This window comes from Komagataeibacter xylinus, from assembly GCF_004302915.1.
GTDB lineage: Bacteria > Pseudomonadota > Alphaproteobacteria > Acetobacterales > Acetobacteraceae > Komagataeibacter > Komagataeibacter xylinus_C.
The window spans coordinates 50170-69956 of the sequence record NZ_QQBI01000014.1; the positions used below are offsets into that span (position 1 = coordinate 50170).

The window sequence follows — 19787 nt, forward strand, 5'->3', positions numbered from 1 at the left end:
AATCCTTTTTACCGAACTGCGTTCCCTCGCCACCGCCTGATTTCACGGCAGTCCCCGGCCACCCGCATCATGCACGAGGCAGACAAGGGGCACCTGCCCGCGCGTAAACGGCACGGCGGCCTGAAGTGGCACGGCACCCAGCAGGCTGTGCCACGGGCCGACTGGCTGCGGCAGGATCACGCGCAGCGCCATGTCGCGCCCTACGGCCAGCGTATCGGCCTGCACGTCCATGCCCAGCGGCAGGCGCGGGGCCACCACCAGCAGGCTGAACCCGTCATGCTCGCGCAGGAAGGCAATGGCGTGCTCGCGCTCCGCTCCTTCCACCTCAAGCGGCTGGTAGCGGCCGTGGGCAAACAGGTCCGGGTAACGGGCCCGAAACGACAGGATGCGCCGGATCAGGTCGAGCTTGACCTGCCCCGTGCGCCATGAGGCAGCGGAGGCATCAAAACTGCCCGCGTGTTCGAGCAGCGCATGGCGCAGGCCGAAATCAACCGGGCGGCGGTTATCGGGGTCAACGAGGCTGAAATCCCATAAATCACAGCCCTGGTACAGGTCCGGCACGCCGGGCGTGGTCAGCCGCAGCAGGGTCTGCGCCAGCCCGTTGAGCGCGCCCGCCGGGGCAATCCGGGCTACCACCCCCTCCATCTGCGCCATGAAAGCAGGGTTGGCGGCAAGGCGGCGCACAAAGGCCGCGCAGGCTTCTTCATAGGCCATGTCGGGGTCGAGCCAGTTGGTATGGCGCTTGGCCTCGCGCAGGGCCTTGGTCTGCCATTGCACGATCCGCTCGCACCACGCCTTACGCGCATCCTCGCTGGCAAAGGGGGTGAGCGGCCACGCGCCGAGCATGGTCTGGTACAGCATCAGTTCATCAATGCGGTCCGGCCCGATAGCCGTTTGCGCGCCATTGCGGGCAAACCATTCGCTGACCTGCGCGTGCCACTGTGGCGCCATCTCGCTCAACACGGCCAGGCGGGCGCGGCTGTCCTCGCCACGCTTGTGGTCATGGGTCGCAGTCGTGAGCATGGCGGCAGGGTGCTGGCGCGCGCGCGCGGTGCAGCCCGCATGGAAATCCGCAACCGCAAGGCCAAGCCGTGCGGGGTCGGACCCCACCTCATTGCGCGAGATCAGGCGCACGTAGCGGTAGAAGGTCGTATCTTCCGTTGATTTGGCGGCCAGCGGTGCGGTCAGGTGCTCGAAGGCCTGCTCGGCGCGGCGCATGCAGGCTGCGGGCGCGTGCTCCGGCCGGGCCGACAGGATGCCCGTTACCGCATCAAGAACCGGTTCAAGGCCGCCTTCCAGCCGTGGCCGGGCGGTCTTTGCCGCAGCGTGCAGCGCCGCGCCATCTTCGGCATGGTCCTGCACCACCTCATCGCCAAAATAGGTGCGGTAGGACGTGAAGGAGAGCAGAACGGCCTCAAGCACCGTCCGCAGGCCCGCAGGCGGGCAGTCCATTCCCCCTGCCCTCAGCGCCGTGGCCAGCAGGCGGGCCAGATGCGCGAATTCGGCGGCAAAACCCTCAGCCAGCAGTTGAGCTCGGGCCTCGCGCGCAATCAGGCCGCAGGCTCTGGCATCCGGCCCGCACGCCGCCCACAGCCGATCGAGCACAGGTGCCGCGCGCGCATCATGCAGCACGGCGGAAACCTGATCCATGAAGTCATAGCCCGTGGTGCCCGCCACCGGCCAGGCGGCAGGCAGGCTCTCGTGGGTGGCAAGAATTTTTTCCACGTAAATGGCCGCCCCCGGCAGGGCGCTTTCGGGGCGCAGGCGGGCCAGCGCGTCAAGCCGGGCACGCAGGCGCTGGCAGTAGGCGGCGGGAGCGGCCAGCCCATCAATGTGATCGACCCGCACGCCATCAACCAGCCCGCGCTGGTAAAGCGAGAACAGATAGCCATGCACGGCCTCGAACACCTCGGCGCGCTCCACGCACACGCCCACGAGGCCGGTAATGTCAAAAAACCGCCGCCAGTTGATCCGTGTCGCGGCATCACGCCAGCAGGCCAGACGCCATGGCTGCATGGCCAGCAGGCGCTCGAGGCGGGCATGGCCTGCGGGGTCGCATCCATCATGCAGGCTGGCAAGCCGCGCCATGGCCGCCTGCCCGCGCTGTGTTGCCGCCCAGTGCCGCAGGGCCGCCAGCGCAGAATCCGCTTCCGCCCCCGGGCCGCCGCGCAGCGCCACGGTGGTGAAGGCCGCAAGCAGCGCGCCGGGTGCCCCCACCTGCGCCAGCAGGCATGCGTAGCTGGCCGGGCTCAGCGGAAAGCTGTGCTCATGGTGATGGATATGGAACAGCCCCCCATCCCCGTCATGGCGCAGGACAAGGCTGCCTGCCGCCATTGCCTCGGGCAGCGGGCGATCAAGGAAGGGCAGCAGCACGCGCCCGCGCAGATCCGGGTCCGGGTCATGCCAGTTGATGTCGAACCATGTGGCATGTGCCGAAGCCTGCCCCCAGGCCAGCACATCCATCCACCACGCATTATGGGCATCAACGGCCATGTGGTTGGGCACGATATCAAGGATCAGCCCCATGCCGTGGGCATGCAGCCGGTCGGCCAGGCGCACCAGTGCCGCCTCGCCGCCCAGCGCAGGGTCGATGCGATCATAGGCCACGGTATCATAGCCATGGGTCGAGCCGGGGCGCGCGGCAAACAGGGGCGAGGCATACAGATGGCTTATGCCAAGGCGGGCGAATTGCGGCACGAGGGCCGTGGCGTCATCGATCGTCATGCCCGCGCGGAACTGCAGCCGCAGCGTAGCCCGCACCAGGGCGGCCGGAATGGCGCTATTCATGGGCACGCCCCGCGCGCAGGCGGTTGAAGCGCCTGCGCGTATCATGCCCCGACAGCAGGGTTGCGGTCATGGCGGGGTAGCGGCGCTGCCAGTTGGGGTGGCCGCTCGTGGTGCCGGGCAGGTTGGGCTGCTCGGCAAGGCCGAGCATGTCCTCCACCGCCACGAGGGCCAGCGGGCACGCGGCCCGGCCCACGAAGCCGATGGCCTCCTCCACCACCCTTGCCGCGCCCGTGGCGTTGGGCGGGGGCCTTTGCGCGCACCTGCCCCGGGCAGCCGGTGCGGGCCGGTCCTGCATCAGGGCGGACCACAGGGCGGTGCGGTCATTTTCACGTTCGTCATGCACGGTGTTGGGGTCGAGGCCCGGGGGAAGCTGGTGCAGTTTCTCGCGCCAGGCAATATCCGTCCCCTGCCACCAGCCTGCCACCGTGGGCAGGTCATGGGTGGTGGTCATGGCCGTGGCATGGGGCGACCACGTGGCGGGTGGCTTGAACACGCCCTGCGGCGTGCGCTCGAAAAACAGCACGTTCATGCCCATGATGCCATGTGCCCCCGCCGCCTTGCGAAAGGCGGTGGTGACCGTGCCCAGGTCCTCGCCAATCACCATGGCATCGGCGCGCATGGCCTCAAGGGCGACAAGCCGCATGAGGTCGCGCACGGGAAAGGACAGGTAACTCCCCTCCGCCGAAGCACCGCCCTGCGGTATGATCCACAGCCGTTCCAGCGCCATGACATGATCGATGCGCAAGCCCCCGCCATGGGCGAAGCCCGCACGCAGCGTGTCGATAAAGGCGCGGTAGCCCGTGGCCCGCAGCCCGGCGGGTGAAAACGTGGTCAGCCCCCAGTCCTGCCCCAGCGGGCTGAGCGCATCGGGCGGCGCGCCGATACCGGCACCCAGCAGGAATTCGGACTGGCGCGCCCAGCATTCGCTGCCCGTCGGGTCCACGCCCACCGCCATGTCCTTGATCAGGCCGATGCGCATGCCCGCTGAGCGCGCGCCCGTACAGGCCCGGGCTAGGCTGGTGGCCGCCAGCCACTGCACGAACACATGGAAGGTTACGTCATGGGCGAATTCCTGCGCAAACCGCGCCACTTCGGGGCTGTCGGGCTGGCGCATGGCCACGGGCCAGCGCCGCCAGTCGCCGCCGCGTTCGCCACGGGTGGCGAAATAGGCATGCAACGCCTCGAACAGGGCATGCTGCTCGAGCGCTTTACCGCCCGCCGCGCGGAAGTCGCGCATGGCCTGTGGCGGGCTGGCCGCGATCCGGTCATCATACAGCCGCCTGAGCAGCTGGTAGCGACACGTGCTGGCCCGCACCCAGTCGATCAGCGGCGCATCCTCAAGTTGCCTGAGCGTATCGACATAGGCCGCGCCCCCCTTGACCACGGCGGCCTGCACGGTTGCGGCATCAAACACGGCATGCGGATCAGCCAGCAACACGTTGAGGAACAGGCGCGATGAGGGTGAATACGGGCTGTACTGCCCGGGGCGGGCTGCAAACATGGCATGGGCCGGGCTGATGGCCAGCGCATCCGCCCCGCGTGCTGCAGCTGCGCGGGCCAGGGTTTCGACCGCGCCAAAATGCCCGATCCCCCCATCGCCCGCCATGCGCAGGCCGTAAACCTGCGTGCCCAGCCCCCATGGGCGCACGCTGCCGCCTGCGCATATCCGGCTCACCCGCGGGCAGGATGCGGGGGCTATGGCCAGGGTGGTGGGCGTATCCCCCACTTCCAGCCGGTGGTAGCCGCATACCCCCACGGGGGGGAGTGCGGGGTGGCCACGCATCAGGCGCAGGCTGCCCTCGATCTGCGCGCCATTTTCCAGCACGAGGCGAAACCGGCCCCCTCCATCATCCGGTGGCAGGGGCAGCACGGTGGCCTGGCCTGCAACGCCCACCACCATGGCGGGCAATGCCCCGCGCGGGCGTGGCGCAGGGGCATGGCCTTCCAGCACGGCCAGCAGGCGGCGCAGGCTCTCGTTCGAGACGCGGTGCATCTCGCCTGCAGCATCGCGCCAGCGCAGGCTCAGCCCGGCATGGCGGGCGCGCTCGACAAGGGTGCGGTTATTCATCCTCGGCCTCGTTCAGGCAGGCCATCATGGCATAAGGGGGCAGGGTTGCGGAGAACAGGTCCGCCCCGTGCGGCAGCACCGCATGCAGGCAGCGCCCCTGCGGCATGTCTGGCAGCGGCACTGCCGCATCGGCCAGGTTGAGGGCAATGGACAGCACCGCCCCATCGCCCATGCGCCACCGGGCAAAAACCGCTCCCGTGCCCAGAACCTGCGCCCCCATGGCGCGCGCGCCGGGCAGGCGGGGCGTGATCTCGGCGTGACGCAGGGCCAGCAGTTGCGCAATCTGCGCGTTCCATTCCCTGTGGGCCGGTTTATCGCGCTCGGCGGGGTCAAGGCGCGAGGCGGCATAGGTTTCGGGCGCGTTGGGGTCGGGAATGGTGTCGCGCTTTTCCGCCGAGGCAAAATGCGAGAAACCGGCAAATTCCTGCCGCCGCCCCTCGCGCACGATCCGCCCCAGCGCCGGGTTGTAGTCGGTAAAGAACAGGAAGGGCTGGTGCGAACCCCATTCCTCGCCCATGAACAGCATCGGGACCTGCGGGCACAGGAGCACCAGCCCGTAGGCCGCGCGCAGGGCCTGTGGCGTGGCCAGCACGCCCAGCCGCTCGCCTAGCGCACGGTTGCCGATCTGGTCATGGTTTTGCAGGAAGATGATGAAGCGGTCCGGGGCGAGGTCGGCACTCGGGCTGCCCCTTGCCTTGCCGTTGACCGGCTGCACCTCGCCCTGAAAGGCAAAGCCCTCGGCCAGCACGCGCGCCAGCGCGGGCGCCGGATCGGGGGCGAAATTGCCATAATAGCCCTCGTCCTCGCCGGTCAGCAGCACATGCAGGGCGTTATGGGCATCATCATTCCACTGGGCCCGATAGCCTGCGCGCAGCAGGCCGGCATCGTTGTTTTCATTTTCCACGATCAGGTGCACATGCCGCCCGCGCTCGACATGGTTGCGGATGATGGCAGGCAGCGCCAGCAGCCAGTCCCGGTCCACAATGGCCTGCACGGCATCAAGCCGCAGCCCGTCAAAGCGGAATTCCATGAGCCAGTACAGCGCGTTATCAATAAAGAACTGGCTGACCGCCTCCTGCCTGAAATCGATGGCCGCCCCCCATGGTGTTGCCGTGTCATACCTAAAGAAGGGGGTTGCGTAGTCCGCCAGGTAATTCCCGTCCGGGCCGAAGTGGTTGTACACCACATCAAGGAACACCATGAGCCCCAGCCCGTGCGCCGTATCAATCACGGCCTTGAGCGCATCGGGCGGGCCGTAGGCGGATTCCGGGGCAAAAGGCAGCACGCCGTCATAACCCCAGTTGCGCCCGCCCGGCACTTCGGCCAGCGGCATGAGTTCGATTGCGGTCACGCCAAGGGCGGCAAGGCGCGGCAGTTCGCGGGCCACGCCGTCATAACCGCCCATCAGGCCCACATGCACCTCGTATATGACCACCTCATGCCACGGGCGGCCCGGCCATGCGCCATGCCGCCAGTCATAGGCGGCAGGGTCGACCACCTCGCTTGGCCCCCGCACATCATCGGGCTGGTAGCATGATGCGGGGTCCGGCACGGCAAGGTCGCGGGCCACGCGGTAGCGGTAGCGCGTGCCCGCCCCGCAGGGGAACACGCATTCAAACCACCCTTCCCTGTCGCGGGCCATGGCAACCGGCGCATGGCCCTCAGCCTCGAGCAGGACCGTGTGGCATGAGGGCGCCCAGAACCGGAAGCGGGTATGCCGGGCATCAAGCAACGTGGCCCCGATGTCGCGGTCAGACTGGAAATGGGTGCTCATGCGGCGTCCTCCGCCTCGTTATCGCTGCCGGGCACGAAAGCCAGCAGCACAAGCCCGTGGGCGGGCACGGTGATGTCCTGCACGTCCGCCGCCAGCGCTTCGGCCCCGCGTTCGGGCCGCGTGGTGTCGATCAGCAGGGTCCACTGCCCCGGGGGCTCGGGCAGCGTGGCGTTCATGTCCTCGCTACCGGCGTTGAGCAGCATGTAGGTAATGTCGAACGTGCCATCGGCCACGGTGCTGGCGCGGCGCACGCCCAGCAGGTGGCATGCTTCGTCGTTCCACTGCTCCACCTCCATGGGCGTGCCATCATGGCTGAACCAGCCAATATCGGGCACATCAGGCAGTGGCCTGTGGCGGCCATGCATGTAGCGCGCCGCGCGCAGCGAGGCGTGGGCCCGGCGCAGCGTGGCAAGGCGGGCGACAAAGCCGGTCATCATCCGGCCCTGCGGCGTTGCGGCGCGCTTCCAGTCCAGCCAGCTCGTGGGGTTGTCCTGGCAGTAGGTGTTGTTGTTGCCGTTCTGGGTCTGGCCAAACTCATCGCCCGCCAGCAGCATGGGGGTTCCGTGCGCGAACATGAGGGTCGCCATCATGGCACGCTGCACGCGGCCACGCAGGTCAAGGATGGCGGGGTCATCGGTCGGGCCTTCCACGCCCCAGTTGGCGCTGTTGTTATCCGCACTGCCATCCTGGCCGTCTTCCCCATTGGCCTCGTTATGGCGCTCGGCGTAGCTGACCACGTCCTCGAGCGTGAAGCCGTCATGCGCGGTAATGAGGTTGACCGAGCTCCACGGCCTGCGCCCCCTGCGGTCGAGCAGGTCGCCCGAGCCTGCGATGCGGGCGGCGAGATCGCCAAGCTGCTGGCCATCGCCACGCCAGAAGCGCCGCGTGGTATCACGGAAGCGGTCATTCCATTCGGCAAATCCGGGCGGGAAGTTGCCGAACTGGTAGCCACCGGGACCGGGGTCCCATGGCTCGGCAATGAGCTTGCGGGTGGACAGCACGGGGTCCTGGATGATGGCATCGAAAAAGCCCGATCCCTGGTCAAAGCCGTAAGGCTCGCGGCCCAGCACCGGGGCGAGGTCGAAGCGGAAGCCATCGATGTGGAATTCACTTGCCCAGTAGCGCAGAGAGTCCAGCACCATCTGCAGCACGCGCGGGTGCGACAGGTTGAGCGTGTTGCCGCAGCCTGTATCGTTTATGAGGTGGCGCTCGTCACCGGGCACGAGGCTGTAATAGGTGGCGTTGTCCAGCCCGCGGTAACACAGGGTCGGACCGAGTTCGCTGCCCTCGCAGGTGTGGTTGTAGACCACATCCATCACCACCTCGATGCCCGCCTTGTGCAGCCGCCTGATGGCCGCGCGCAGTTCATGCGCCGAGCCACTGGCCAGATAGCCCGCATGCGGCACGAAGAACGCCAGCGTGTTGTAGCCCCAGTAATTGGTCAGCCTGCGCTCGATCAGGTAACGCTCGGGGGCGAAACACTGGATGGGCAGCAGCTCGAGCGTGGTCACACCCAGCCTGCGCAGGTGGGCGATCATCTCCGGCGCGCCAAGGGCCTGGAACGTGCCGGGCTGGGGGTTGCGCTCCAGCGCGCGCTGCATGGTCAGGCCCCTGACATGGGCCTCCATGATGACGGTATCCGCCCATGGCACGCAGGGCAGGATGTCATCCTCCCACTCATACGCGTCGTTCACCACCACGCATTTGGGCATGGAGGGCGCGCTGTCGCGCCGGTCGAAGGACAGGTCGGCGCGCGGCGAGTGCAGGCGGTAGCCGAACTGCGTGTCCGACCATGAAACCGGCCCCGTAAGCCTGCGGGCATAGGGGTCGATCAGCAGCTTGTGCGGGTTGAAGCGGTGGCCGTTGGCGGGGTCATATGGCCCGAAGGCACGAAAGCCGTATAACAGCCCCGGCTCGGCATCGGGCAGGTAGCCGTGCCAGATTTCATCGGTATATTCGGGCAGGCGAAAGCGTGCGATCTCGCGCCGGTCGCGCGGGTCGAAAATGCACAGGTCGATCTGCTGGGCATTGGCCGAGAACACCGCGAAATTGACGCCAAGCCCATCCCAGCACGCCCCGAGGCGCGTGGGGCTGCCGGGCGATAGCGCGGGCGGGAAGCGCATCATGATCCTTCTCCCGCAGGCTGAAGGTAGAGCGCTGCCAGCGGCGGCAGGGTCAACACGCACGAGCAGGGCTGGCCGTGGGCGGGCTCGGGCTGCGCCATGACGCCACCACCATTGCCCACGCCGCTGCCGCCATAGGCGCCAGCATCGGAATTGAGGCGCTCGCGCCACGGCCCGCCCACCGGCACGCCCACGCGGTAGCCATGGCGCACCACGGGGGTCAGGTTGAGCACCACCAGAACCGGGGCATGGCCCGGCGCCAGCCGCAGCCAGGCCAGCACGGCGTTGGCGGTGTCATCGCCAATCACCCACGCAAAACCGGCGGGGTCGCTGTCAAGCGCATGGAGGGCGGGCAGTTCGCGATAAAGGCGGTTGAGGTCGGTGATGAGACCGAGCATGCCCGCCTTGAGCGGATCATCCAGACTGCGCCATGGCGGCTCGCCTTCATGCGACCATTCCGCCTCCTGCGCCAGCTCGGCGCCCATAAACACCAGCTTGCGCCCCGGATGGGCCCACATGAAGGCGAAAAACACCCGCAGGTTGGCATGGCGCTGCCACCCGTCACCAGGCATGCGGGCCAGCAGCGAGCCCTTGCCGTGGGTGACTTCATCATGCGACAGGCACAGGATGAAGTGCTCGCTGAAGGCATAATGCAGCCCGAACAGGATTTCATTGAGGTGATGGCCACGCCACAGCGGATCACGCGCAAAGAAGCGCAGGCTGTCATGCATCCACCCCATGTTCCATTTATAGGAAAAGCCAAGCCCCCCCTGCGCCACCGGGCGGGTCACGCCGGGCCAGGCGGTGGATTCCTCGGCAATCATCATCGCATCGGGGCAGGTTTCGTGCACGGTCTCGTTGAGCTGGCGCAGGAAGGCCACCGCCTCGAGGTTTTCACGCCCGCCATGGATGTTGGGGATCCACTCCCCTTCCCGCCGGCTATAGTCGCGGTACAGCATGGAGGCCACGGCATCGACACGCAGGCCATCAATATGGAAGCGCTCCAGCCACATCAGCGCGCTGGCGATGAGGAAGCCACGCACCTCATGGCGGCCAAAATTATAGATATGGGTGTTCCAGTCGCGGTGCACGCCCTCGCGCGGGTCCTGATGCTCGTACAGCGCGCAGCCATCGAAACAGGCCAGCCCGTGCACGTCGTTGGGAAAATGGGCGGGCACCCAGTCCAGGATCACGCCGATGCCGGCTGCGTGGCAGGCATCGATGAAGGCCGCGAAATCAGCCGGCGTGCCATGCCGGGCCGAGGGCGCGAACAGCCCGAGCGGCTGGTAGCCCCATGAGCCGCCAAACGGATATTCCATCACCGGCATCAACTCTACATGCGTAAAGCCCGCCGCCTGCATGTAGGGAATGAGCTCGCCCGCCAGTTCCCGCCACGACATGATGCGGTCCGGGTCGCCCTGGGGCCTGCGCCATGAGGGAACATGCAGCTCGTATATGGCCAGCGGCGCATCCGTGGCCTGCGCGCGCCCGCGCGTGGCCATCCAGTCCGCATCGTTCCAGGCAAACGGCGCGGGGGATGCCACGACCGAGGCGGTGGCGGGCGGCCGCTCGGCAAACCGGGCAAAGGGATCGGCCTTGTGCGACAGGATATGGCCCTCGCGCGTCATGATCTCGAATTTGTAGCGCTCGCCGGGGCCGAGGCCGGGAATGAACAGCTCCCACACCCCGGCACTGTGGCGCAGGCGCATGGGGTGGCGCCTGCCATCCCAGAAATTGAAATCCCCGATGACCGAAACCCGCCGCGCATTGGGCGCCCACACCGCAAAGCGCACGCCCGGCGTGCCGTCAATCACCATGGGCTGCGCCCCCATGAGGTGGTCAAGCTGGCGGTGGCGGCCTTCGGCAAACAGGCGCAGCTCCGCCTCATCGAGCAGCAGGCCGAATGAATACGGGTCGGCGGTTTCCTCCACCGCGTCGGCCCAGACGATTTTCAGGTGATAGCGCGCGCCTGCGGGAATGGTGCCGACATGCAGCCCCGTGTCGTCCATGCGCCGCATGGGGCGCTCGATCGGGCTGGCGCGCGGGCGTTCAACCACCAGCCGCACGCGCGCCGCATCATGGTACAGCACGCGGATGACATCGACACGCCCCATGTTATGGCGGCCAAGAATGGCAAACGGGTCAGAACTGCGCCCATGCACAAGATCATCAATACCATCGGGGAGGACATAGTGGGCTGCATCGTGCCTGATCCGCATGCCGGGGCCTTTACTGTGCTGTCGGGATATGCCGTGGAGTGACGCCCCAAGGGGCCGGGCGCATTAATGGGGAACTGCCAGCGCGCGCGACAGGCGGGGCGGCCTGCGCGCGATGCGCCGCCTGCGGCCCTCGCGCAGGCCATGCCGCCCCGATGGCAGGCTGATCACGTTTGAATCCGCCCGGCCGCCCGCATCCATGCCCAGCATCTCGGCAAACAGCGTGACGTAGTGGGCGGCCTTCTCGTTCCACGACACGTCATAGGCCGCGCCCGTAAGCTGGAGCTGGCGCCACATGCGGCGGTTGCGCCGGTAGAGCAGGCGGGCGCGCACCACGGTGGCGAGCAGGGTCTCGCCATCAACGGGGGTGAACAGGAAGCCGGTCGCAGCGCCCTGGGCAATGGCGGCGGGGTTGGCATTGACGATGGTGTCGGCCAGGCCGCCCACGCGGGCGGCGACCGGCACCGCGCCATAACGCAGCGCGCCAAGCTGGGTCAGCCCGCAGGGCTCGAAGCGCGAGGGGATGAGCAGTGCATCGACCGCCGAAGGCAGGCGGTGGCCAAGGGATTCACTATAGCCGAGATGGCAGGCGAACCGGCCGGGAAACTGGCGCTGCAGGCCAGCGAGGCGGCGCTCGATCTCGCGGTCGCCCTCGCCCACCACGATCAGCTGGGTGTTGCCTTCCAGCAGGCGTGGCGTGACATCGGCAAGCAGGTCGATGCCCTTTTGCGCGGTCAGGCGACTGACAACGCCCACCACAAAGGCATCCGGGTCGGCCCACAGGCCGAATTCCGCCTGCAGGTCGCGCTTGTTGGGCGCGCGCCCCACGGTATCGCCCACCATGTAGGGAAAATGCACCGCCGGGTCGGAGGCGGGGTTCCATGTCTCGGTGCTGATGCCGTTGAGAATGCCCTCCAGCCGGTCGCTGCGGTGGCGCAGCAGGCCATCGAGACCCATGCCGCCTTCAGGTGTCTGGATTTCCTGCGCGTAGGATGGCGAGACGGTGGTGATGCGGTCGGCATGGTACAGCCCCGCCTTGAGGAAGCTGATGGCCCCGTAGCATTCGCACCCCTCAACCGAGAACGCCTCGGGAGGGAGGCCGAATTCGGCCAGGCACCCGGCGGGAAACCGCCCCTGGAAGGCAAGGTTGTGGATGGTCTGGATGACCGGAACGCGGGTGGCCACGGGCTGGCCGCCCTGCCCTGCCCTGACGTGGTCATGATGCAGGTAGGCTGCCACAAGCCCGGCCTGCCAGTCATGCGCCTGCACCAGGTCGGGGCGTGGATGCGGGGTGCGGCCCTGGGCAATATCCGCCGCCATGCGTGAAAGGGCTGCAAAGCGGATGCCGTTATCGGGCCAGTCCTGCCCCTCGGGGCCAAGATAGGGGTTGCCGGGGCGGTCGAACAGGGCGGGCACGTCAAGCACCAGCAGGTCCAGTCCCGCCACATGGGCCGACCACAGCGTGGCCTCATGCCCTAGCAGGTCGGGGTGATGCATGACCTGCGCGCGCGCAGGCAGTGCCGCCAGCACGGCGGGGTAGCCGGGCAGCAGGGTCGTGACCTCCACGCCATAAGGGGCCAGCGCATGTGGCAGGGAACCCGCCACATCGCCCAGCCCCCCGGTCTTGACGAAGGGAAACATCTCTGCCGCGACTGAAAGCAGGCGGATCGGGGTTGAAAAAGGCGTAACCGCATTCATCATCGGCCTGTTTCCTTGCAGGAGGAGAAACCGGTGCCATTTCTGGATCTGTATCGGTTAACGGGGTATTAACCCCATGGTCTCACCCACACGGTTAAGTGATCCTGCGCATGGAGTCGTTTTACTTATCTGTTCAGTGACACCTCAATAAAAATGGCAATTCCATGTCCCCGTTTGCAATACCGACGCATGTGTTTATTATGCCCAGCTCAGGACAGGCCCGTTCCCCCACGCCGCCCCGACATGAAAATGACAGAATATGACCCCGGTCATAACACTCATAAAAACGGCCTGAGCCTGCACATATCGGGACTGCTCGACAGTAACGGGCATGAATTACGCGCAACCGTATCGCAGTCCCGCCTGCTTGCCGGGTATGAAAATTTCCTGTGCCACGCCATCGAGCGCATCACCATAAAACACAGGCCCATAGAACCTGACACCCCGATCCGTTACAGCTACTGGGCCACGCGTGGCGCGCTTGCGGCTGACGGCTACCTCTATTTTCATGAACCCGTGCCCGCCTGCCCCACCTTCGGGCTGGAAGAACAGAGCGGCGTGGATGCTTGCGTGACCTATTGGGAAGAACAGCATGCCACCTGCCGCAGCGTACAGGCGGTGTTCAGCCCGCCCTAGCCCGAGCAGCTGGTCGTCATCTCCGATGGGGTGTATGAGGGTGATGTGGTGCAGGGCGTGCGCTATCCGTCCCCACCCCATATGTCAGGCTGGTGGATCACCACCGACCTTTATGATGATGACATCACCAGCCTGAAAACCGTACATGCCTGCCATGTCACAGCCATGCGCCCTGAACTGGCGCGGTATCTGGCCCTGCCGCCCGGGTGGCGGTTCGATACGGCGCGGGACAGCATTGGCTTCGACCCTGCAGCCAGCAGACTTGCAGAGGACAGATAATGCCGCCTTCGTTAAAAAAAGGCGGCTTTACAGGCACTGCCGCCACGATCAGAACCGTGGCAGCGGGATATGGGGCGCAAACAGGCATGTCAGCACGATAAGCGTTACAAAAAACACCACCATGCCCCCCACAATAAAGACATGCCGTTTTTCTGCCGGGGTGGCGAGAGGCGTATCGCGGCGTGGGTCGGTTACCGCCCCGCCGCGCATCTGTTTGTCCTGACCGTATTGCATGGGAATACTCCCTTGGCAGACGTTGATGCATGCCGCCTCCCGGGCAGGAAAGTAGCATGCCTGTGGTTTTGCCCGGTGCTTTGCCGGGTGTTTTACTGGGGCAGGTCCTTGGCCATCTGCAGGTGGTTTTCAAGCGTGGGCAATGTATTGCCTGCCCATGTCTTGAGGGCTGCGTTATCACCGCTCTGCGCATAACGGCGGAAGAGCGAGACAGCATCTTCATGCCCCGCGATCTGGTCCGCGCGGTACTGCAGGGCGAAGTCACGGCCATGCAGGGTCTTGAGGTGGTCAAGCTTGTCCTGATGGGCCTCATCAATGCCGGTGGGCGGACTGACCTGCACGTTACTGCTCTGGAGGAGGTCTTTCAGGGCAGCAGATGTTTTCTTGTGGTCTTCGATCATCCGGTTGGCGAAGGCGGTGAGCTTGGGGTCGTTATCCTGCAATGCCAGTTCGCTGGACTGGATCTCGAACATATCGCTGATGGTGGCGATCTTGATGAAATCCTCCGTGCGGGGCGCGACCCCCATCAGCGAATTGATGCCTGCCTTTTCGGGTATGGACTGGGCCAGGACCGGCGCGGGCACGCAGGCAACCAGCCCCAGTATCACCATCATGCTTTTTTTCATTGTTTTGCTCCAGATGGATCAGAAATCCGTATCATCCCGGCCCGGCCGGGCAATGGGAGGGGGCGGAACCAGGCAGGGGTTCCGCGCACCCCGCATCAGTCAGGATTTATCATGATCGTGGCTATGCTGGCCGCCCTTGCGCCCGGCTTCCGCCGCGCGTTCGGGGTCCTTGGCAAAATTGCCGCCACTGTGCTGGCCGCCCTTGTGGCCTGCCTCGGCGGCCTTTGCCGGGTCATGGGCAAAATTGCCGGGGCTGTGCTCGCCCCCCTTATGGCCTGCTTCGGCTGCGCGCTCGGGGTCCTTGGCAAAATTGCCCGAGCTATGCTGGCCACCCTTGTGCCCCGCCTCCGAGGCCTTCTTGCGGTCATCGGCGAAGTTGCCCGGATTATGCGCGGCGCCACCACCGCCCCGGCTGTCAGCTGGCGCCAGGGTGGCAGTGCGGGTGCGTTCTTGCATGGGAATGCGATAAGCCATGATCGTTCACCTTTTCCAGATTACAGCGCGGCTACGGGGTCCTTGTTTTTTCTCGCCGCCCCATGGGTCCGTGGTGAGAAAGCAATCCCGGCCATATGCACTGTGGAGGGTTCAACGAGGCAACCGGCGAGCAGTTTCGGCATGGTCCTGGAAAATAAAAAATAAATATTCAGGACCACAAATGCATTATATGAGCCAAATCCATAGTAAAGCGAAGCGGCAGCCCGCACTTTGCCCGCAACCCATCCCCACGCCATGCGATAGGTAGCCCGTGCCCACGGGCTACCGCGTCAGGAAAAGAGAACCATGCACCATCTGTCCCGCTTCGCATTTGCCTGCGCCAGCCTTCTGCTCATGATGCTGGCCCTTTTCCTGCTGACATTTGGCATGTCCGACCTGCTCAGGGCGGTGGGGCAGTCATGGCATGCGGGCCGCAACGCTATATTGCAGGCCATCAGCTATGTCGTGATTGCGGTGGCGGTATTTGATGTGGCCAAGTACTTCGTGGAGGAGGAGGTGATCCAGACCAGTGGCAAGAAAAGCCTGGGCGAGGCACGGGCCAGCCTGACCAAGTTCATCACCACCATCATCATCGCGGTGTTCATTGAAGGTCTGGTCGGCGTTTTCGAGACCAGTACAAGCGAACCAGCCGCCATTCTCTACCCTGCCAGCCTGCTGGTGGTGGCAACCTTCATCGTCCTTTCGCTTGGCGCGTTCCAGCGCATGAGCGTGGATGCCGAGCGTGAAAAGAAAAAGGTGGGTGGCGGGGAAGAATAACCGCCCTGCCCTACGGGATGTTCCAGCATTTAAAAAATAATGCCGCCTTTAAAATAAAGGCGGCATCAAAAAAAGCTTTCCCGGGTTCCGGAGCCGCTTTTTACGTTCGTGGCAGATTATTTCTGCGCGGGAGCGGCCGGGGCCTGCGCACCCGGAGGGGGCAGCGTCTCGGACACATCCTCCGAGACGAACACGACATTATCAAGCACCTGCTGCAGGGCCGCGGAAGCCTCCTGCGGGTGACGGGCCTCGGTAAAGACGGTGGCGCGGTTGATCGCCCCCTGCGTGGGTTCAAGCGCTGTCAGCGCCATGATGAAATCGGCATCCTCGCCCACGACCTGCAGCGTCTGCGCGGCCTGCTTGGTCTGGCCTGCCTTGAGCTGGGTATTGGCGGTGGCAATGGCGGCCTTCTTCTCGGGGGCCAGGGTCTCACTGCCAATGATTTCACCGCCAACCGGAATCCAGGTCACCGGCGTGGTGCCTGCCACATGGCCGGGCGCCGCCGGGTGCTGCGGGGCGGGATGGAGGCTGGTCTCGGCGGCGATGAACTGCGTGCTGGCCTTGCCTGCGGCGGTCAGGCGCTTGGTGGCATCATACAGCGCGGGAATGGCGGCATCGGTCTGGCCTGCGTCGAGCACCTGCTTGGCGTTGAGCACGTCGAGCATGGCGCGCTGCCCATCAGCCGAAAGGTGATTGAATGCACGGGTGGCCTTGAACTTTTCCCAATCCGTATGCACCGATGCCGCCTGGGCACCCAGGGGTGCGGCGAGCAGTCCCGCCACGGCGGCCAGTGAAGCGATAAAACGCATGGTTTCCCTTTTCAGAGCAATCTGTCTGTTATTTATTCTGTGGCCCGGATATCCGGGCCCGGACGGAATGTTACAAAAAATGGCATGCGGGGTCCATGACTATTCCCATCGTTACCATCCGGATCGCGTGGGGGCGGTTGTCGGCCCGCGGCACACCGTGCCATGATCGCGCCAGACCATTATCGCTCAGGGAGAAACTGCATGTTCAGCCATGTTACCGTTGGCGCAAACGATATTGAAGCCGCTAAGAAATTCTATGACAGCATATTCGCAACCCTTGGCGTGCCCGCCGCCACCGTCAATGCCAAGGGCAAGCTGTTCTACAAGGGCGATACGGGTTTTTTCCTCGTAACAAAGCCGGTGAACGGCCAGCCCGCCACGGCCGCCAACGGGGGCACGATCGGCTTTGCCGCCCCCTCGCCTGAAGTAATCGACGCATGGCATGCCGCCGGCGTGGCCAATGGCGGCACCACCTGCGAGGACCCGCCGGGCATTCGCCACATGCCCAATGGCGACCTGTACCTGGCCTATCTGCGCGACCCGACCGGCAACAAGCTGTGCGCGCTCTATCGCGTCCAGTCCTGATCCGGGCTGCCGGGCAAAGTTGCCGGGTGCCGCCTTTTGTCACTAAAGGCGGCACCAAAACTTTCCACTATGCTGCGCCCCGTAGCGGGCAGGAAAAAGACCGAGCATGAACTGCCAGCCTCCTGTTTTTTCAAGGCAATGGTACCTGTGCGCCGCCGCTATTGTGGCCGGTACGGTGGCCTGGGGGCAACCCGGCCACGCACGCGGCCCAGAGGCACCGGCCCCTGATGCGCTACAGGCCGCCTGCACGGCGTTGCATGCCCCGCCCGTGCTGCAGGTGTCGTTGCTGTTTGGCCTTAAACGCCCTGATGGCGGCCATGTCAGCCGGCGGGACTGGGCCCGTTTTGTGCGCGACACTGTCACCCCGCGCTTTCCGGCCGGTTTTTCGGTCCTGCGCATGACAGGACAGTGGCAGGATGAACGCACCGGGCGCGTCATACGCGAACCCTCGCGCATCATATGGGTTGCAACCCCTCTCACCCCCGACCTCAGGCCGCGGCTTGAAGCGATACGCCAGGCCTATCGCCAACGCTTCGGGCAGGATACCGTGGGGCTGGTCATCACGCCGGGCTGTGCCGCGTTCTGAAACGATAGGCAATGCGGACATGGGCCTGTAATTATCAAAGTTTTTGGTAAAGCTTTTTCATGATGTTTTGAAAGACGTCGCCTTTATGAAAAAAGGCGACACCAAAAAGTTTTATTTATATGCCGTCCAGATGAGGCTTCACTATTTTACGAAAGAATCTGTACTAAATATGGGCTATTACAAATTATATTTTCCGATGACCATGAATAATAAATAATATTAATATGAAATTTTATATATTCATATCTTACTTTGGAACAGAAAACATTTCCGCGCAATTTCAGGAAGCAGGCGCTGCCGGAAGCGCCCGGGCAACCTTCACCCTGTTTCAGGGAAAACGTGCAATGCCGCAGGTATGATCCTGTAATTCCTCCCCGCTTGCCGGGTCAGCGTGGGTCGGGTCGGCGCGGTCATCAAGCAAAACAAAATCCACCAATCCGTCAGGTCGTGTCATGGCACTCACCATCAGCGTGTGGCGCCCCATCTCGTGCACAGGGTCTGCCATGTCACGCCTCAGCAGGCGGAAGGGGCGGATGCCCGCGAGGCTGCCCGTTCCCACAAGGCGCGCCCGATAGGCGTGGCCTGCAAGCGGCAGCGGTACCCATGCCGGGCCGAGCCGGGACCGCGCCCAGTGCAGCGCCACTTTTACATCGGGGCGGATGCAGTCCACATGGATATGCAACTGGTTCTGGCTGCGGCCATAAGCCGAGTTGATGGCCAGAGACAGGTCATCAGGTGGCAGGGCGCGCCCAAGGCTCTGGCTGACCCGACCGCTCTGCCGCCAGGCATAGGCGAAGTAATCAGGCGCATCGGCGCGCGTAATGAACGGGTCTTCCATGCCGGTCAGGCGCCTGGTGGGAATAAGCAGGTACTGGCTGGCCCCCACGCGGTCCTTCAACACGGCATAGCGGTCATTCACCACCACGCAGGGGCTGACAGAATGGTCCGGCCCATGTGGGCGGCATTGTTCATGCACGATATGCCATAGCGCATCCGGCCCGGCCCAGGCATGCTGTACCCATGCCAGTAACATGACCAGTAACAAGTACCTCTTCATGCGCCGGATAAAGCACAGGGGCTGCATGCTGCCAGCCTCATGGAAAAACATGACCTGCTCCGATAGGATGACCGGGCCAGTATAATCAGGAAACCGACCCGCGCCGCTGTATGAATTTTTCATGAAAGGCAGGCCCCCTGCATTTCCTCCCCCTGCCGGTCTTTTCTATAAACAGGCCTTTACGCTCACAGCATCCGAGACCTCATGGCCCCCCTGACCCGCCCCCTGCTCCGCTCCACCACGCTTACGGTCCTGCTGGCAGGCATGATGGGCGCCCCTGCCGGTCAGGCAGCACCTGCGGGCATGCAACAGATCGAAACGGTCGTGGTCATCTTTGCCGAGAACCGGTCTTTCGATAATCTCTATAACGGCTTTCCCGGCGCGGATACATCGGGCAGCAGGGCGGCGCGATTACGGCCCCAGCGCGACCGTGATGGCAGCGTGCTGCGCGAACTGCCACCCGTATGGGGCGGCCTGACAGCCCGCGGCGCGGCCGACCCCATAACCCAGGCCATGAGCGCGCACCTGCCCAACCAGCCCTTCCGCATTGATGACCCGCAGGGCTTCAACCGCCCGCTCAGCACGCTCACGCAGGACCTGTGGCACCGCTTCTACCAGAACCAGATGCAGATCAACGGCGGCCGCAACGACATGTTCGTGGCCTGGGCCGATTCCGGGGCACTCCCCATGAGCGAGTGGGACGGATCGCATATGGAAATGTGGCAGATCGCCCGGCGCTACACGCTGGCCGACCACTTCTTCATGGGGGCGTTTGGCGGCTCGTTCCTCAACCACCAGTGGCTGGCCTGCGCGTGCGCGCCCTTTTATCCGCAGGCCGATACCAGCCCGGCGCAGCCGGTCATTTCGGCCGTAGCGCCATCGGGCACGGCCCTGCTCGTGGCGGCTGATTCACCCCGTTCAGCGCTAGAGGGCATCCCCAAATTCACACGCGATGGCAACCTTACGCCCGATTTTTATGCCGGACCTGTGGCACCGCTTCTACCAGAACCAGATGCAGATCAACGGCGGCCGCAACGACATGTTCGTGGCCTGGGCCG

General features: G+C 64.9%; 17 protein-coding genes and 1 pseudogene. 7 read left to right on the plus strand and 11 right to left on the minus strand.

The features are described from left to right. Positions 1-42: 42 nt before the first annotated feature. From treY to glgA, 6 genes are all read right to left on the minus strand, one after another. Complete coding sequence (gene treY, locus DV027_RS09860) at positions 43-2787, minus strand: malto-oligosyltrehalose synthase (protein ID WP_130731638.1); 2745 nt, start codon at positions 2785-2787, stop codon at positions 43-45. Further along, positions 2780-4855 carry a 4-alpha-glucanotransferase gene (gene malQ / locus DV027_RS09865; protein ID WP_130731639.1) on the minus strand — a complete coding sequence of 692 codons (2076 nt, stop codon included), beginning with the start codon at positions 4853-4855 and terminating at the stop codon, positions 2780-2782. The genes treY and malQ overlap by 8 nt, the downstream gene beginning before the upstream one ends. Then, positions 4848-6629 carry a malto-oligosyltrehalose trehalohydrolase gene (gene treZ / locus DV027_RS09870; protein ID WP_130731640.1) on the minus strand — a complete coding sequence of 594 codons (1782 nt, stop codon included), beginning with the start codon at positions 6627-6629 and terminating at the stop codon, positions 4848-4850. Before treZ ends, malQ begins: the two co-directional genes overlap by 8 nt. After that, positions 6626-8755 (minus strand): glycogen debranching protein GlgX, encoded by a 2130-nt coding sequence (gene glgX, locus DV027_RS09875; RefSeq protein WP_130731641.1) that lies wholly within the window; start codon positions 8753-8755, stop codon positions 6626-6628. The genes treZ and glgX overlap by 4 nt, the downstream gene beginning before the upstream one ends. After that, entirely contained in the window at positions 8752-10971 is a 2220-nt protein-coding gene (gene glgB / locus DV027_RS09880) for a 1,4-alpha-glucan branching protein GlgB (protein WP_130731642.1), read from the minus strand. Before glgB ends, glgX begins: the two co-directional genes overlap by 4 nt. A 63-nt stretch (positions 10972-11034) precedes the next feature. Then, complete coding sequence (gene glgA, locus DV027_RS09885) at positions 11035-12669, minus strand: glycogen synthase GlgA (RefSeq protein ID WP_130731643.1); 1635 nt, start codon at positions 12667-12669, stop codon at positions 11035-11037. Between the two features lie 240 nt (positions 12670-12909). Here glgA and DV027_RS17730 point away from each other — a divergent pair, with 240 nt between their 5' ends. Both DV027_RS17730 and DV027_RS17735 read left to right on the plus strand, forming a co-directional pair. Next, positions 12910-13302 carry a hypothetical protein gene (locus tag DV027_RS17730; RefSeq protein WP_207303464.1) on the plus strand — a complete coding sequence of 131 codons (393 nt, stop codon included), beginning with the start codon at positions 12910-12912 and terminating at the stop codon, positions 13300-13302. A 9-nt stretch (positions 13303-13311) separates the two neighbouring features. Further along, on the plus strand, positions 13312-13581 hold the full coding sequence (locus tag DV027_RS17735) for an immunity protein Imm33 domain-containing protein (RefSeq protein ID WP_475584075.1): 270 nt from the start codon (positions 13312-13314) through the stop codon (positions 13579-13581). A gap of 48 nt (positions 13582-13629) precedes the next feature. On the opposite strand, the gene DV027_RS09895 is transcribed toward DV027_RS17735, so the two are convergent. From DV027_RS09895 to DV027_RS09905, 3 genes are all read right to left on the minus strand, one after another. Next, positions 13630-13815, minus strand: a complete 186-nt coding sequence (locus DV027_RS09895) for a hypothetical protein (protein WP_130731644.1) — start codon at positions 13813-13815, stop codon at positions 13630-13632. A gap of 92 nt (positions 13816-13907) precedes the next feature. Further along, positions 13908-14441, minus strand: coding sequence for a DUF4142 domain-containing protein (locus DV027_RS09900; protein WP_130731645.1), 534 nt, complete (start codon positions 14439-14441; stop codon positions 13908-13910). A 99-nt stretch (positions 14442-14540) separates the two neighbouring features. Then, a complete protein-coding gene (locus tag DV027_RS09905; RefSeq protein WP_207303466.1) occupies positions 14541-14915 on the minus strand; it encodes a con-10 family general stress protein in 375 nt (124 codons plus the stop codon). A gap of 306 nt (positions 14916-15221) precedes the next feature. Here DV027_RS09905 and DV027_RS09910 point away from each other — a divergent pair, with 306 nt between their 5' ends. Continuing rightward, positions 15222-15692: a hypothetical protein gene (locus DV027_RS09910; protein WP_130731646.1), complete on the plus strand. Its 471-nt coding sequence runs from the start codon at positions 15222-15224 to the stop codon at positions 15690-15692. A 116-nt stretch (positions 15693-15808) separates the two neighbouring features. Here the strand turns inward: DV027_RS09910 and DV027_RS09915 are convergent, their stop codons facing one another. Then, a complete protein-coding gene (locus DV027_RS09915; protein ID WP_130731647.1) occupies positions 15809-16501 on the minus strand; it encodes a YfdX family protein in 693 nt (230 codons plus the stop codon). Positions 16502-16702: 201 nt separating this feature from the next. Between DV027_RS09915 and DV027_RS09920 the strand changes: the two genes are divergently transcribed. Together DV027_RS09920 and DV027_RS09925 are read left to right on the plus strand one after the other, a co-directional pair. Continuing rightward, the gene (locus DV027_RS09920) at positions 16703-17086 is read left to right on the plus strand and encodes a VOC family protein (RefSeq protein WP_130731648.1); all 384 of its coding nucleotides are present in this window, start codon (positions 16703-16705) and stop codon (positions 17084-17086) included. Between the two features lie 106 nt (positions 17087-17192). Further along, the gene (locus DV027_RS09925) at positions 17193-17672 is read left to right on the plus strand and encodes a DUF3574 domain-containing protein (protein WP_130731649.1); all 480 of its coding nucleotides are present in this window, start codon (positions 17193-17195) and stop codon (positions 17670-17672) included. Between the two features lie 328 nt (positions 17673-18000). Here the strand turns inward: DV027_RS09925 and DV027_RS09930 are convergent, their stop codons facing one another. Continuing rightward, positions 18001-18729, minus strand: coding sequence for a CDP-diacylglycerol diphosphatase (locus tag DV027_RS09930; RefSeq protein WP_130731650.1), 729 nt, complete (start codon positions 18727-18729; stop codon positions 18001-18003). Between the two features lie 204 nt (positions 18730-18933). On the opposite strand from DV027_RS09930, the pseudogene DV027_RS09935 reads away from it, so the two are divergent. Then, positions 18934-19710: pseudogene (locus tag DV027_RS09935) on the plus strand (alkaline phosphatase family protein); the annotation flags it as partial. Continuing rightward, positions 19706-19787 (plus strand): alkaline phosphatase family protein (locus DV027_RS17890; protein WP_242621833.1); only part of this gene is annotated, 82 nt, incomplete at its 3' end. The pseudogene DV027_RS09935 and the gene DV027_RS17890, both read left to right, overlap by 5 nt.

Coding starts and splice junctions, on each gene's coding strand:
- treY (WP_130731638.1), bottom strand. CDS start 2,787: ATGAATAGCGCCATTCCGGCCGCCCTGGTGCGGGCTACGCTGCGGCTG.
- malQ (WP_130731639.1), bottom strand. CDS start 4,855: ATGAATAACCGCACCCTTGTCGAGCGCGCCCGCCATGCCGGGCTGAGC.
- treZ (WP_130731640.1), bottom strand. CDS start 6,629: ATGAGCACCCATTTCCAGTCTGACCGCGACATCGGGGCCACGTTGCTT.
- glgX (WP_130731641.1), bottom strand. CDS start 8,755: ATGATGCGCTTCCCGCCCGCGCTATCGCCCGGCAGCCCCACGCGCCTC.
- glgB (WP_130731642.1), bottom strand. CDS start 10,971: ATGCGGATCAGGCACGATGCAGCCCACTATGTCCTCCCCGATGGTATT.
- glgA (WP_130731643.1), bottom strand. CDS start 12,669: ATGATGAATGCGGTTACGCCTTTTTCAACCCCGATCCGCCTGCTTTCA.
- DV027_RS17730 (WP_207303464.1), top strand. CDS start 12,910: ATGAAAATGACAGAATATGACCCCGGTCATAACACTCATAAAAACGGC.
- DV027_RS09895 (WP_130731644.1), bottom strand. CDS start 13,815: ATGCAATACGGTCAGGACAAACAGATGCGCGGCGGGGCGGTAACCGAC.
- DV027_RS09900 (WP_130731645.1), bottom strand. CDS start 14,441: ATGAAAAAAAGCATGATGGTGATACTGGGGCTGGTTGCCTGCGTGCCC.
- DV027_RS09905 (WP_207303466.1), bottom strand. CDS start 14,915: ATGGCTTATCGCATTCCCATGCAAGAACGCACCCGCACTGCCACCCTG.
- DV027_RS09910 (WP_130731646.1), top strand. CDS start 15,222: ATGCACCATCTGTCCCGCTTCGCATTTGCCTGCGCCAGCCTTCTGCTC.
- DV027_RS09915 (WP_130731647.1), bottom strand. CDS start 16,501: ATGCGTTTTATCGCTTCACTGGCCGCCGTGGCGGGACTGCTCGCCGCA.
- DV027_RS09920 (WP_130731648.1), top strand. CDS start 16,703: ATGTTCAGCCATGTTACCGTTGGCGCAAACGATATTGAAGCCGCTAAG.
- DV027_RS09925 (WP_130731649.1), top strand. CDS start 17,193: ATGAACTGCCAGCCTCCTGTTTTTTCAAGGCAATGGTACCTGTGCGCC.
- DV027_RS09930 (WP_130731650.1), bottom strand. CDS start 18,729: ATGAAGAGGTACTTGTTACTGGTCATGTTACTGGCATGGGTACAGCAT.